At 65.9% G+C, this 13,507-nt stretch carries 11 protein-coding genes and 1 pseudogene; 7 read left to right on the forward strand and 5 right to left on the reverse strand.

The annotated features are described in order from the left end of the window. Positions 1–43: 43 nt before the first annotated feature. From JJB11_RS11275 to JJB11_RS11285, 3 genes are read left to right on the forward strand one after another with little or no spacing between them, the layout of a single operon-like run. The gene (locus tag JJB11_RS11275; RefSeq protein WP_201170621.1) at positions 44–1,273 is read left to right on the forward strand and encodes a glycosyltransferase family 4 protein; all 1,230 of its coding nucleotides are present in this window, start codon (positions 44–46) and stop codon (positions 1,271–1,273) included. Beyond that, positions 1,270–2,382 (forward strand): glycosyltransferase family 4 protein, encoded by a 1,113-nt coding sequence (locus JJB11_RS11280; RefSeq protein WP_201170623.1) that lies wholly within the window; start codon positions 1,270–1,272, stop codon positions 2,380–2,382. Before JJB11_RS11275 ends, JJB11_RS11280 begins: the two co-directional genes overlap by 4 nt. Continuing rightward, a complete protein-coding gene (locus tag JJB11_RS11285; protein ID WP_201170625.1) occupies positions 2,379–3,494 on the forward strand; it encodes a DUF1972 domain-containing protein in 1,116 nt (371 codons plus the stop codon). The genes JJB11_RS11280 and JJB11_RS11285 overlap by 4 nt, the downstream gene beginning before the upstream one ends. 197 nt (positions 3,495–3,691) lie before the next feature. Here the strand turns inward: JJB11_RS11285 and JJB11_RS26650 are convergent. The 3 genes and pseudogenes from JJB11_RS26650 to JJB11_RS11295 form a co-directional block, all read right to left on the reverse strand. Continuing rightward, positions 3,692–4,150 (reverse strand): annotated as a pseudogene (locus JJB11_RS26650) (DsbA family protein); the annotation flags it as partial. Positions 4,151–4,158: 8 nt separating this feature from the next. Then, positions 4,159–5,418: an MFS transporter gene (locus JJB11_RS11290; protein ID WP_201170629.1), complete on the reverse strand. Its 1,260-nt coding sequence runs from the start codon at positions 5,416–5,418 to the stop codon at positions 4,159–4,161. Further along, positions 5,415–6,332 (reverse strand): NADP-dependent oxidoreductase, encoded by a 918-nt coding sequence (locus JJB11_RS11295; protein ID WP_201171591.1) that lies wholly within the window; start codon positions 6,330–6,332, stop codon positions 5,415–5,417. The genes JJB11_RS11290 and JJB11_RS11295 overlap by 4 nt, the downstream gene beginning before the upstream one ends. A 246-nt stretch (positions 6,333–6,578) precedes the next feature. On the opposite strand from JJB11_RS11295, the gene JJB11_RS11300 reads away from it, so the two are divergent. Beyond that, on the forward strand, positions 6,579–7,523 hold the full coding sequence (locus JJB11_RS11300; protein ID WP_201170632.1) for an AraC family transcriptional regulator: 945 nt from the start codon (positions 6,579–6,581) through the stop codon (positions 7,521–7,523). Between the two features lie 8 nt (positions 7,524–7,531). Here the strand turns inward: JJB11_RS11300 and JJB11_RS11305 are convergent, their stop codons facing one another. Together JJB11_RS11305 and JJB11_RS11310 are read right to left on the reverse strand one after the other, a co-directional pair. Next, the gene (locus JJB11_RS11305) at positions 7,532–8,245 is read right to left on the reverse strand and encodes a hypothetical protein (protein WP_201170633.1); all 714 of its coding nucleotides are present in this window, start codon (positions 8,243–8,245) and stop codon (positions 7,532–7,534) included. Positions 8,246–8,431: 186 nt separating this feature from the next. Then, positions 8,432–9,328: a glycoside hydrolase family 5 protein gene (locus tag JJB11_RS11310; RefSeq protein ID WP_201170636.1), complete on the reverse strand. Its 897-nt coding sequence runs from the start codon at positions 9,326–9,328 to the stop codon at positions 8,432–8,434. A 502-nt stretch (positions 9,329–9,830) separates the two neighbouring features. Between JJB11_RS11310 and JJB11_RS11315 the strand changes: the two genes are divergently transcribed. From JJB11_RS11315 to JJB11_RS11325, 3 genes are all read left to right on the forward strand, one after another. After that, positions 9,831–10,574 (forward strand): LuxR C-terminal-related transcriptional regulator, encoded by a 744-nt coding sequence (locus JJB11_RS11315; protein WP_201170638.1) that lies wholly within the window; start codon positions 9,831–9,833, stop codon positions 10,572–10,574. After that, positions 10,567–11,991 carry an undecaprenyl-phosphate glucose phosphotransferase gene (locus JJB11_RS11320; RefSeq protein WP_201170641.1) on the forward strand — a complete coding sequence of 475 codons (1,425 nt, stop codon included), beginning with the start codon at positions 10,567–10,569 and terminating at the stop codon, positions 11,989–11,991. The genes JJB11_RS11315 and JJB11_RS11320 overlap by 8 nt, the downstream gene beginning before the upstream one ends. A gap of 133 nt (positions 11,992–12,124) precedes the next feature. Next, entirely contained in the window at positions 12,125–13,495 is a 1,371-nt protein-coding gene (locus JJB11_RS11325; RefSeq protein WP_201170643.1) for an outer membrane beta-barrel protein, read from the forward strand. Positions 13,496–13,507: the final 12 nt, after the last annotated feature.

A 13,507-nucleotide genomic window follows, 5' to 3' on the forward strand; every position in this document is an offset into this window, starting at 1 on the left:
GGACGCCGCCCAAAGCTCACAATCCAGGAACGGCAGGAGGCGCTTGCTGATATCCGCCTATGGCTGCGAGCCGGGTAAGGGCTCGGAGCAGGGCGTCGGATGGCACTGGACCATGCAGCTCGCTCACGACAGCGAGCTCGTCGTCCTCACCCGCAGCAACAATGAAGAGGCTATTCGTGGCGCATTGCCGCCCGAAGTCGCCGATAACGTGCGCTTTGAGTTCTACGACCTCCCTGCAGCCGCACGGAAGCTGAAGCGCAAGGAAAGGGGGCTCTACTTCTTCTACCTCTTCTGGCAGTGGGGTGCGTACCGCCGTGCACGCGTCCTCGCTCGCCAGTCGCGATTCGACTACGCCATGCATCTCACATTCGGCAGCATCTGGATGCCGACGTTCATGCATCTGCTGCCCATTCCCTTCATTTGGGGGCCGGTTGGCGGCGGAGAGGGGGTCCCCTTCGCACTCATTCGGACCTTGTCCGTCAAGGGCCGCGCGTCTCAGTACCTCCGCTATTTTTTGATTGCGACCATCGGGTTAAATCCACTGTTGATGGGGGTGATTCGCCGGGCACGGCTGATCCTGGCGCGCACCGACGAGACGGCTCGCCTGATTCCTGATGCTTACTCGGAGAAGGTACGCGTGGTGCTTGAGACCTCGATGGCGGACGATATTCTTGCTTCTACCATGCGCACAGAGGCCCGCAGCAATGCCCCTGACCTACGCGTTATCTATACCGGGCGGCTCATTCCTCTAAAGAACCTCGCGCTTGGTATTCGCGCCGTAGCAATGGCCCGCCGACATGGGGCAGGCGTCCGCCTGACCGTCGTGGGCGATGGACCGCTCCGGAAGAGCCTTGAGAAACTCGCCCACGACGAAGGCATTGCGGAATTCGTGGACTTCCTCGGGAATATGCCGCAGGCCGATGTGTTGGCAAGCCTCCGCGAGAGCGACGCCTACCTTTTCCCTAGCCTAAAGGAAGGCGGCGTGTGGTCGCTCATGGAAGCGATGGCAGCCAGTCTTCCGGTCGTTTGCGTCGATGGATCCGGAATGAGTGTCATCACGGATGAAACTTGCGCGATTCGCGTCGTGCCCACTTCAGAGGAGGCCATGATGCAGGGCTTTGTCGACGCCCTCCTCCGTTTGGCGGAATCGCCGCAACTCCGAATTCAGCTCGGGACGAACGGCCGCCGGAGGATCGAGGAGCAGTTCCGATGGGAGCACAAGCGGCAGTTCATGGCCGCTGTGTTTCGGGATATCGAACACGTCGCCGAATGATCGTCTTCGCGCATCTGCTGAACGACCGGTCTGGAAGCCCCAAGGTACTGGCGGAGGCTATTGAGGGCCTGTCCTCTGCCGGCCAGCCCACCGCCCTCTTCGTAGGAAGCGACGGCTCGGGATGTCTCGACGACGTGGGCGTGCCCACCACCCGTTACTGGTACCGTCGTGGTGCGCACAGACTGACCACACTCTTTGCATACGTGGCGAGCCAGCTCGCGCTGTTCGGCAAATTGCTGCTCTCGCGCGGCATCCCAAAGGACGCGATCGTTTATGCCAACACCTTGCTTCCGTTCGGAGCGGCCGTGTACGGCCGGCTCACCGGCAGGAAGGTGGTGTATCACTTGCACGAGGTATCGCTCACGCCGTGGCCGCTCCAGTGGTTCTTGACAACGGTCGCGCGCTGGACTGCTGCACATCTCATCTACGTATCGGAATTTCACCGACACTGCCTACCGATTCCGGGTGTGCCGGCCACTACCGTGTTCAACGCGCTCGACCCGGCGTTCGTGAAAAAGGGGAAGCAGGCTCATTACCGCCATCGTCGCGATGGTGCGTTCCGGGTGCTCATGCTCGCTTCGCTGCGGGACTACAAAGGGATTCCCGAGTTCATCGAATTGGCACGTCGCGTTTCCGAACGCGAGGACATCAACTTTGACCTCATTGCGAACGACGATGAAGAAGCGGTGGTGCGGTATTTCGCCAGTCGGAAGGTCCCGGGGAATGTCACTGTCCATGCACGTACGAGCGACCTTACGCCCTGGTACGCGAAGGCCAGCCTCGTAATCAACCTCTCTAGGCCTGACCAGTGGATCGAGACCTTTGGGCTCACCTTGCTGGAAGCCATGGTTTTCGGCGTGCCGGTGATTGCACCTCCGGTGGGGGGGCCCTGCGAGTTGATATCCGACGGACGCGAAGGTTTTCTCCTAGATTGCCGGCGAATGGACGAGCTTGTCACCAGAGTGCTCGGACTTGCTGACGACGAACCCCTTTCGAGACGCCTCTCCGAGGCGGCGCGACACCGGGCATTAAATTTCTCGCGAGCAGCATTCGTCGCCGGCCTGCGCGAGGCGCTAGAACTCGACACTCCCCATCGGAAGCAATCTTGAAGAACGTCGCAATACTCGGAACGGTCGGACTGCCGGCGAGCTATGGTGGCTTCGAAACCCTTGCAGAGAATCTGGTGCGCTATCACCAAGAGCACGATATCGACGGCGAAATCGTGGTGTACTGCAGCGCAAAGACCTTCCCCGAGAGAGCTCCCTCCTACCTCGGAGCGTCGCTCCGGTACGTGAACCTAGACGCCAATGGCGCATCGAGCGTGCCGTACGACATTCTCTCGCTGATCTCCGCTGCGCTACGTGGGGCAGAGGTGATCCTGCTCCTTGGTGTGTCTGGTGCGATTGCGCTGCCCTTCCTGAGGCTCTTCTCCCGGGCGCGAATCGTCACGAACATTGATGGAGTCGAATGGAAACGTGAGAAATGGAAGGGATTTGCTCGCTGGTGGCTGCGTAAATCCGAATACTGGGCGGTGCGCTACTCCCACGAAGTGATCGCGGATAACGCGGGGATTGCCCGTCACGTTGCCGAGTGTTACGGACGCTCCTGCGAGGTGATCGCATATGGCGGCGATCACGCGGTGCAGGCGACCGGGCAGGCCTTTGAAGGTGAGCCGCTTCCGCCCCGCTACGCGCTTGCACTCTGTCGGATCGAGCCCGAAAACAACGTGGCAACCATTCTCGAGGCTTTCGCCGAGAACCGGGAACTCCCGCTAGTTTTCATCGGAAACTGGAAGAACAGCGACTACGGACTCGCCCTGCTGGCGAGATTTGGCGCTAATTCCGGCCTGCGGCTGTTGGATCCCATCTACGACGCCGGAGTGCTGCGCACGATCCGTAGCGGCGCGGCCTTGTACGTCCACGGCCACTCGGCGGGCGGAACGAATCCGTCGCTCGTCGAAATGATGCACTTTCGCGTTCCGGTGCTGGCCTTCGACTGCAGCTTCAATCGATGCACGACGGACGTGCGGGCCATCTACTTCACGGACGCGGCCTCACTGCGCGCCGCCGTAGCTGCACTTTCGCCGGAACGCGCGGAGAAAGTCGCTGCGGAGATGCAAAGGATTGCGCAGGAAAGATACACCTGGGACGCAATAGGGCACGCGTACTTCAAGCTGCTGGGCCTTCGTGGGACGGTGAGCCTGCAGCCACAGGGCGCCTGAATCCGCGCCGCGGTCGGCTTCACCACCGCTCGAGGGCGGTCGTTCGTCACGCGTGACCGCCGCATCCTCCAACGGCTGCGCCGCCGCAGCAAACGCCTCCGCCGCGATTGGCACCTTACCAGCATGCCGACCCTGAAGGAGACGCTCGCCGGCCGGCCGCCAAACCTCCTTGCACCGCATCCCGCAAAATGATGCAACCCAACCGACGTGTCCACGAACTTCCCATCGAGATAGAACCCCGGCGTCCCCCGCACACCGCGCGCCCGACCAGCTTCCAGGTCCCGCAGCACCCGCCCCCGGTGCACATGCATCTCGATCTCACGATAGAACCGAACTAGGTCCAGCCCAAGCCGCCGCGCAATTTCCACCAGCAGCTCGCCATCGATCTCGCCCGTCCGCTGAAAGAGCAGATCGTGAAACTCCCAGAACCTGCCCTGCGCAGCGGCCGCCTCCGCTGCCTCCGCCGCCACTTCGGCGTACGAGTGGGCCTCCGCATTCGGAAAGTGCCGATACACCAGCCGAATGCAGTCCTCCTTCCCTTCCAGCAGTCTCCGCACGATGGGAAACGCCTTCCTGCAATACGGGCACGCGAAGTCCCCGAACTCCTCCAGCACCAAAGCCGCACCGGGCGCGCCCCGCACATGCTCGCCCGTCATCACCTGGGTCACGCCAACTCCTTTTCCTCGACGATGTACTTCCTCGTCCTGCGGCTCGTCGCCTCGACGCGCGGATCGCGTACCCCGACCAGCGTGAACACCGTGGCCGCGATGGCCAGTGCGCCGTACCCGAGTGCGATCTGCGGCAGCGAATAGGTGTTGGACAGCCGGCCCGAGACGAGGCTCGGGAACGCGGCAGCGCCATAGCAGAGCAGGTAGATCGTGCTGAAGATGGGCGCGCGCTCGGCCACGGCGCCGCCCTGCAGCAGGCCACGGGTGGCGGCGCTGATGGCGATGCCCTGGCCGGCGCCCGCGACGATGGTTGCGCCTATGAACAGCACCAGTGCACCAGCGGTGATGGCGGCGATGGCGCCCGTCATGCCGGCCAGGAAGACGACCATGCCGACGCGCTGGGCGGCCGCGGACGTGAACCGTCCTCCCAAGGGGGCGCCGAGCACGCTGGGCGTCATGTACGCCGAGAACACCAGTCCCAGGACAAGCGGGCTGCGGGTGTGCAGTTGGTCCACCACCAGCGCGGGCACGAACGCCTGGTAGAAGGCGCCGGTCGCCCAGGTGGCCAGGAACACCGCCGTCGCGGCCGGCAGCAGGTGCATGACCCGCGACGGCACGCGCACGCGGGGCAGCAGCGATTGCCACGCACCCGGCATCGGGGCCGCCGTTTCCGGGCTGATCGCAATGAGGACGGCAGACAGCAGCAGCAAGCCCACGCACACCAGGTAGACGAGCTCGCGTGGCCAGGGGCCGAACTGCACCAACGCTCCGGAGGCGATGGCGCCCACGGTGAGGCCAAGCATGGGTGCCTGACTGGACGCGACGGTGGCCAGCCATTCGGGCTGGCCCGCTGCGGCGTCGACGATGTAGGCGCTCAGGCTGCTGCTCGCCAGGCCGGTCCCCACGCCCACCAGGAGACGGCCGGCCAGCAGGGTGCCGATGTCGTGCACGTCCAGCAGGACCAGGCAGCCGAGCAGGATCACGGCGAGGCTCGCGATCGCCGCCCGCCGGCGCCCGACGTGATTGGACAGGCGTCCCAGCACCAGCAGTGCCGCGATCGTCCCCACCGCATAGGTGACGACGGCCATCGAGATGGCGGCGTTGGTGAGTCCGTCCTCCGCCCGGTAGATGTTGTACAGGGGGATGGGCGCGGCCGCCGCGGCAAAGGCGACCACCAGCGAAACCGCCGCGGAAAAGAAGGCCAGCCGTAGCCTTCCGCCCGGGTGCGGATCCTCCGGCGCTTGCAGGGCCGTCATGGGCTCACGCGGATGATGGTCTTGCCCGGGCGTCGCGTCGTCGGGCTGAAGGCCGCGACGGCATCGTCCAGGGACGCCACGGTGCCGATGTTCGTGCGCAGGCGCCCGTCGCGCACACGCTGCACGATCTCCTGCAGCTGGCTGCGATCGGACTCGACGACGAAGTCGATCGCCACGCCGTCGGGCGGGCGCACCTCCGACGGCCCGACGACGGACACCAGCGTTCCGCCCGCACGGACCAGCCGCGCGGAGCGCTCGCCGATCTTTCCGCCTATGACATCGAACACGAGGTCGACCTGGCCGACGTCCTCCAGGGTCTCGTGGTCGAGGTCGACGAAATCGTTCGCCCCGAAATCGAGCGCCGCCTGGCGGTCGGCGGCGCGTCCGGTGCCGATGACATAGGCACCGAACTCACGCGCGAGTTGCGTCACGATCGATCCGACGGCGCCTGCCGCGCCATGCGCGATGACGCTCTGCCCTGCGCGCAGGCGCCCGTGCTCGTGCAGCCCCTGCCACGCCGTGAGGCCGGAGATCGGCAGGCTCGCGCCGACGGTGAAGTCGACATCGCCAGGCAGCGGCGCGAGGTTGCGCGCCGCCACCGCCACGTACTCCGCGAGCGTGCCGTCGCGGTACCAGTCCGTGAGGCCGAACACCCGCTGCCCGACCGACAGGCCCGTGGTGCCGTAGCCCAGGGAAGTGACCACGCCGGCCAGCTCGTGCCCGGGGATTGTCGGCACCCGTTCGCGGCCGAGCCGATCGGCCCAGGTCGAAGGCCAGGTCAGCTCCGTGTTGACGAATCCCGACGCATGCACTCGAACGACCACGTCGTTGATCGATGCCTGCGGCTCGGGCCGCTGCGCCACTTGCATACCGGCCACGCCGGCGGCCTGGTACGTTACCGTGATTGCCTTCATCATCCACCTCTCGTGTCGAGTTCTCGCCTGCACCGGCAGGCGATCCATGCGTCGAACGCCTTGGCGAGAATTGTCGGCACGCGCTTCATCCTCGCGTCCGGCAAACGTGTCGATTCGTCCGCGGGATGGATCTGCAGAGTTGCCAAGCCTCTGAGTCCATTGCGCAGGAGCTGGGCATGCTGCGGCGATTGCGTACCATCCCGCTCCGGCGCGAACTTCTTCATCGCGCCACGTGGAGCCTGCAGCTTGAAGGAACATCCGGTCCTGCGCATTTCACCCGCCGATCTCGAGAGCCTGCTGGCGACCCTGGAGGTGAACTTCGTGGCGCTCACCGAATGCCTGGTCAGCACGGGCTACAGCCTCCAGCTGGGCGGCGTGAATGCGCCAGGCATTCACTACAACCTGGTCGGCACCGGTCGGGCCATCGTGGACAACCTGGACCCCGTGCCACTGGTGCCGCACACGCTCATCGTCGTTCCGCCGAAGGCCCTGTTTCGCATCGAGGTCGAAGGCAGCAACGGCTTTTCCGGCTTGCTTCCCGTCGATGGCCGGACGGACAAGCGATCGCCGGACACGGTGCGCAAGGTCACGGCGGGGGGCGGCGACCCTTCGCTCGTTCTCGTCTGCGGGTACTTCCACGCGACCTACGGCGCGTGTGCGGATCTCTTCGGCGGCTTGACCGAGCCCATCTTCGAGCAGTTCAGTGCCGAGGACCAGGTGGACGTCAAGCTGCAGGCAGCGCTCTCGGAGCTGATGGCGCAGGAGATCGGCAGCGGCGCGATGAGCGCCGCCTTGCTGAAGCAGGTGATCGTGATGCTCTTGCGCAGGTCGCTCGTGTCCGTGAACGCCTGGGTGGAGCGTCTTTCGGTGCTCAGCGACCCGCTGGTTGCGCGTGCCCTGGCCGCAATGGCCTTGCGGCCGGGGGACGAGCACTCGCTTCACAGCCTCGCCCACGTGGCTTGCCTCAGCCGCTCCGCGTTCGCGGCCCGGTTCACCAGCGCCGTCGGCAGGCCGCCGATGCAGGTTCTTCGCGAGCTCCGGCTGCGGCAGGCGATGAACCAGCTCAAGGCCGGCGGCGCGACGATCGAAGTGGTCGCCCGCAACGCCGGCTACGCCAGCCGCAGCAGCTTCATCAAGGCGTTTCGCAAGGCCTACGGCATCGAGCCTTCAGAGGTGCGCCGCGGCGCGTAGGCGTCCCCCTACCCTTCCGGCGGCCACCTCTCCCCCTTCAACCCCTTCACGATCCCCTGCACCTCCCCGACCTCCAGGTTCGCCGTATGCACTACCAGCAGGTCGCATCCCAGCTTCTGGATTTCCTCGGTGGAACTGCGCTCCTCGAATCCGAGTGCCTGCAGTTGGTCCAGCAGGAAGCGCGCTTGTGAGGGGCTATCGAGCGCAGCGCTAGCGATCAACCGCCCTTGCCCCGAGACGACGGCCACGCGCGTGAGGCCGGGCGGCTCCGCAGGCAGGTAGGAGGCCATCTGCAGCGCGCGCTGCACGGCCCGGAACACTTTCCGGAAGCCCACCTCCACCGCTTCTGCATCCGCATCGCCCGGCGCCTCCTGCGCCGACTCCTGCATCGCTTCCTGCACCGCGCCCTGCATCGCCTCTTGCATCAAGGCATCCTGCGCGGCGTCCTGCACAGGCTCGCGCTGCTCTCCTTGCTCCGGCGCATCCGCACGCTCCTCCATCGGCTCGTGCGCAGGCTCTTCCGCGCGCCCTTCCGCCGCCTCGTGCAAGCCCTCTTCCGGCCGCTCCTCTAGCAAGTCTTCCCGAGGTTTCTCCTGCGGCTCCCTGGGCGGCTCTTGCGGCGGCAGGTCGCCATGCAGCGCGTCCGCGCCGGCCATGGTCAGGAGGACCGGGGCAACGTCCGCGGGCAGCAGGAGGTCGTGGGGTTCGATCATGTATGCCATGCCCGTCACCGGCCCGGCATCGGCGTCACGGGCCGTGCTGCGGCGCGCGGTGCGCCGGAAAGAAGTGTGCGTGCGCCGTGAGCGCAGTCCCGGTGGCAAGCGAAGTCGCTGGGGTTCGCTGCGCTCACCGCCAGCCTGCGAAAGGCCAGCCTACGAAGTCCACGAAGTCCGGTTCTGTGCATCACATCAATCCAGCAGCGCCTGGCGCAGCGGCTCGATCCAGGCGCCCGCTTCGGGCGACCAGGCGCCGAAGTTGGAGGCGAACTCCCAATACGCCCAGGGAATGCCGCGCTTCTCGGCTTCGTCGCGCACGAAGCGCGTGAACTCCACGCGCGAGTCCAGGTCCGCCTTCTCGTGGGAGCCGAACTCGGAGATGTAGAGCGGGTAGCCCGTCCTGACGCTCCATGCACGCGCCGTGTCGAGCGATTTCACGATCTCGCCCTTCTGCCGTCCGTTGCAGCAGACCGTGCCGACCGGAAGGTTGCGGCCCAGGTAAGGCACGCCCTGGTGCGTGAACTCGAAGGGCTCATAGACGTGGATGGAGACGATGACGTGCCGGTCCGGCGGCACGCTGAGGCCCTTCAAGGCGACGGTGCTGTTCCACCCCACCGGCCCGATCAGCACGGTGCGATCGGGATCGGACTGGCGCACTGCCGCGAGCGTGCGCGCGGCCAGCGCGTTCCAGGCGGGCGCGTCGAGCCGCCCGTACGGCTCGTTCAGCAACTCGAAGATAAGCTTGGGCGAGCGGTTCTGGTACCGCTGCGCTATCTGCCGCCACATGTTCACGAGACGTATCTCCAGCACGGAAGGGTCCACCTGCTGTTCACGCAACAGGGGCGCGCCGACCAGTTGGCTGTAGTGATGTAGGTCGAGGACTACGTAGACACCTCGGGCGAGCAATGCATCGATGACTTCGTCCACGCGCCGGGCGAATGTCTCGTCGAGCGTGGCGTCGGCCGTGGGGGCCGCGTGATTGCTCCACCGCACAGGCACGCGCACGTTGGAGAAGACGCTTGTTGTGATGCGAATGTACTCGGGATCGACGCGCAGGCCCCAGTCTCCTTCCTGTGGAGCTTCGAGCATGTTGCCCATGTTGATGCCGCGTCCGAGCTCTCGCGCGACGGTGCAGGTCTCTCGTGCCACAGCAGTACAGGACGGCGGTGCGATCGCGTTGTGCGCCTGTGCTGCTGTGCTTGCCGGGGTGGAATTCGCAAGCACAGCAGCGAATAACAGTTGAACCAGAGGCAAACGTGCAGTGCTCATGTGGGACAGGACGCTATGTAAATGTGAGTGCGGCCCGCATGATTCAGGGGCTCATGCGTCCCATATACGACTTGATGTAACTTGTCTAGCTCAGCGTGTTACCAGACTGCAGCGCGCGTAATGCGCCGCAGACACGGGGTTGTGAGCCTCTTCCCTGCTTCCGCCGCGCTTCCCTAGCTCTTGAGGAGCGTAAGAAACGCATCACGATCGTGAGATTGCGTAGCGCCCCTGTTTTACAGGGAGTCACAAGCGGCCTCTACCGCGAGTTCCAAACTGCCGCTCCTGTGTCGACGTTCTCTGACACATCGATTGGGAGCAGAGAATGAAAGAAAGAACCTCCAACTTGACCTGCAATGAAGCCGACCTGGTCCGCGTGTTGACTCGCGGAGCAGCGCTGGCGACCCGGGCCGAACTCGCGCACTGGCTGCAGCACGACGTGCAGCCCTGGATCCCGCACCAGATGCTGCTGTGGGCCGAGTTCCGCGACGGCATCGACGACTGCGCCGTGCTCTCCGCCCCCGCGCACCTGCGCGACTCCATCGGCGGCGGGGCCTGGGTGCCCAAGCTGATGGCGTACTTCGCCGACTGCTGGATCGCCGCGCAGCACACGCCCACGCGCGTCCCCCTTGCCGGCTGCGAAGCCCTGCTCGGCCCCGACATCAAGGCCTTGCAGCAGCGCGCCCGCTCGGCACTCGTGCACGGCGTCGTCGACCGGCACGCCGGCACGCGCCGCGTGTTCGCCGCCCTCGGCCCCGACTACTTCCAGGCCGACCCGGCCACCGGCACGCTGAAGTTGTTCATCTCCGTTCTGGACAGCGCGGTGCGCAGCACGCCGGCGCCCGTGGCCTTCCACGCGGATGGCGCGGTGTGCCGCGCCCTGAGCGAGCGCGAGCGCCAGATCATGCACTGGATCGCTCTCGGCAAGACCAACCCCGAGATCGGCTGCATTCTTCACATCAGCGAATTCACGGTGAAGAACCATATCAAGAGCATCTTCGCGAAGCTCGATGTCAGCAACCGCGCGCAAGCGGTGGCCAAGCTCAATCGCGTGAACACCTATGCCTGAAGTCCGCGCCGAACTGCTCCCCAGCCGGATCGAGCAGGCATCCCACTGGATGCCGGCGCCGAGCCTGGACAACCGCATGCTGGTCGCGCTCGAGATGATCCTCGAGCCGCTCGCGAGCGTGGCTTCGCTGTGGTTCCTGATCTGGTGGTTCGACGATGACCTCGGTGTCGGGTGGGTGGTGGCGTCGGTGCTGGTGTTCGCGCTGGGTTATCCCGGGCGCAGGCAGTTGCAACTCAGTCCCCGCAGCGTCGTGATCGGCACGCTGGTCATGTGGGTGTGGACCGCGGGCCTGCTGCTCACCATGGGCTTCGCCAGCGGCCGCATGGACAACTTCGATCCGGTGGTCGTCGGGCACTGGCTCTGGTTCGCCCCCGCGGTGCAACTCGCGACGCACTGGGCGCTGCGCGGCGCGGCGCCCAAGCTGGCCCGCCTGCAAGGCCAGGTGCAGCGGGCGGTGATCGTCGGCACGAATGAACAAGGCTGGCTGCTGGCGCAACGGCTGGCGAACGCGCCGGACTCCGCGATCGAGCTGATGGGTATCTTCGGAGCGCACCCGGCGCCCGAGGGCCTCGCGGGCCGCTGCCCCACGCTGGGCAAGTCCAGCGATGTCGCTGCCTACGTGAAGGAGCATCGCGTCGACCGCGTGTACCTCTCCGTGCCGATGACGGCGTCGTCCCGCACCACGCGCCTGCTCGACGCACTGAAGGACACCACGGCCTCCGTGTACTTCGTGCCGGACATGTTCGTGACGGACATGATCCAGGGCCGCGCCGACAAGGTGTGCGGATTGCCGGTGGTGTCCGTGTGCGATACGCCGTTCCGCGGTCCCGCGGGCGTGATCAAGCGCATCAGCGACCTGGTGCTGGCCTCCCTGATCCTGCTGCTGATCTCGCCGGTGATGATCGTCATCGCGCTCGCCGTCAAACTCAGCTCGCCCGGCCCGGTGATCTTCCGGCAGCGGCGCTATGGCCTCAATGGCCAGGAAATCATCGTCTACAAGTTCCGCTCGATGACCGTGACCGAGGACGGCCCGGCCATCGCCCAGGCGCGCAAGAACGACTCGCGGGTGACGCGCGTGGGCGCCTTCCTGCGCCGCACTTCCCTGGACGAGCTGCCGCAATTCATCAACGTCCTGCAAGGCCGCATGAGCGTCGTTGGTCCGAGACCACACGCCATCGCGCACAACGAGATGTACCGCCGCCTGGTCAAGAGCTACATGGTGCGGCACAAAGTGCGCCCCGGCATCACGGGCTGGGCGCAAGTGAACGGCTTCCGCGGCGAAACCGAGTCGATCGAGAAGATGGAAGCGCGCGTGCACTGCGATCTCGACTACCTGCGGAACTGGTCGTTGCGTCTGGATATTTACATAATCCTCAGGACCATCCGCCTGGTGTTCCGGGACGGTGCGGCCTACTGACATGGGAGCAGTGATGTCGGCGCCCCTGGTGGATGGTGGAGACTCCGCTGGCGTGGACCGCGATGAGCGTGGCCACGTGCACGGACGCAAGCCCCGATTTCGGGGGCAATTTCACCAAAAGCCTGAGGATTCCATGAAGAAACTAGTCACCTTCCGGCCGGTGCTGGCCACCTTGTGCGCGCTGCCGTTCGCGGTACATGCGCAAGGCGGGCAGCCCGAGGGGCCGGCGCAACCGTCGCAGCCTTCGATGGCGTCGACGCCCTCCTCGCCGTCCACGCCCTCGGTGCCGCAGTCGGCGCTGTGGCAAGGCACGCCGTCGCAGGCGCCCGGCATTCCGTATCCCTCGGGCCTGTACTACCCGAACGCCGCGTTCGCTCCTGCGGGCACGCAGGCGTCGACGGTGACGGAGGAGGAGGTCGGGCCGGCGCTGCGGTTCCGCGTATTGGCCGGCATGGAGCACGAGAGCAACGTCACGCGCGTCGCCACCGGCGGCAAGTCGGATACGGCCTCCTACCTGGGCGTCGGCCTGGCCGCCGACCGCCACTTCGGCCTGCAGCGCGTGCGCGCCGACCTGGAAGCGAACGCCTACCGCTACCACAACGACTCGTCCCTCGACTACAACATCTTCAACTACGCGGCCGCGTGGGACTGGTCGCTGACGCCGCGCTTCCACGGCACGCTCGGCGCCAACCAGCAGCAGTACCGCGAGGTGCAGCTCGACCCGGTGACGCTGACCAACCAGGTCGGCCGCCGCACCGAGAGCGAGGAACTGCTCCAGGGCGTCTACGAGATCGGCGCCGCCTGGCGTGTCACCGGCGACGTGTCGCACACGCACTCCCATTCCTCGCTGGCGAACAGCTGGAACGGCAACCCGGATCTGACCAACGGCCGCGTCGGCGTGGGCTACGAGTTCGGTTCCGGTGCGTCCGTGTACGGCCGCTACCGGCACGGCTCCGGCTCGTACGGCGACAACGCCGCCGGCGGCGGCGACTTCCACGAGGACGAGACGGACATGGTGCTGAAGTGGCCTGCGACCGGCAAGACCTCCTTCGACGCGCGCCTGGGCCACCTGCGCCGCGAGCACGACACCAACAAGCAGCGCGACTTCTCCGGCGCCGTCGGCTCCGCCGTCGTGAACTGGGCCGTCACCGGCAAAACGTCCATCGCCGGCGGCGTCAGCCGTGACCTGAATGGCACCGGCGACATCGTCGGGGGCCGCGTGACCAGCGATCGCGTGTTCATCGGGCCGCTGTGGCGGGCGACCCCGCTGGTGGCCGTGAACCTGCGCTACGACCACGTGCACCGCGCCTGGGAAGACATTCCCTCGGGCTCGTTCAACGCGGGTCGCGACGAAACCGCCAACGTCCTGTCCGCAGCTGTCGAATGGCAGCCGCTGCGCTGGATGTCGGTGTCCGGATATGTCCGCGGAGAGCGGCAGACGTCCAACGCCAACACGGGCTACCACAACACCACCGTGGGGGCTGCCGTGAAGGCATTTTTCTAACCAGCCATGAAG

The organism is Ramlibacter ginsenosidimutans (assembly GCF_016654015.1).
Taxonomy (GTDB): Bacteria; Pseudomonadota; Gammaproteobacteria; order Burkholderiales; family Burkholderiaceae_C; genus Ramlibacter; species Ramlibacter ginsenosidimutans.

Bases quoted from the DNA above. Each gene is read 5' to 3' on its own strand.
- JJB11_RS11310 (WP_201170636.1), bottom strand. From the start codon at position 9,328: ATGCTCGAAGCTCCACAGGAAGGAGACTGGGGCCTGCGCGTCGATCCC.
- JJB11_RS11305 (WP_201170633.1), bottom strand. From the start codon at position 8,245: ATGGCATACATGATCGAACCCCACGACCTCCTGCTGCCCGCGGACGTT.
- JJB11_RS11280 (WP_201170623.1), top strand. From the start codon at position 1,270: ATGATCGTCTTCGCGCATCTGCTGAACGACCGGTCTGGAAGCCCCAAG.
- JJB11_RS11320 (WP_201170641.1), top strand. From the start codon at position 10,567: ATGCCTGAAGTCCGCGCCGAACTGCTCCCCAGCCGGATCGAGCAGGCA.
- JJB11_RS11325 (WP_201170643.1), top strand. From the start codon at position 12,125: ATGAAGAAACTAGTCACCTTCCGGCCGGTGCTGGCCACCTTGTGCGCG.
- JJB11_RS11315 (WP_201170638.1), top strand. From the start codon at position 9,831: ATGAAAGAAAGAACCTCCAACTTGACCTGCAATGAAGCCGACCTGGTC.
- JJB11_RS11290 (WP_201170629.1), bottom strand. From the start codon at position 5,418: ATGACGGCCCTGCAAGCGCCGGAGGATCCGCACCCGGGCGGAAGGCTA.
- JJB11_RS11295 (WP_201171591.1), bottom strand. From the start codon at position 6,332: ATGAAGGCAATCACGGTAACGTACCAGGCCGCCGGCGTGGCCGGTATG.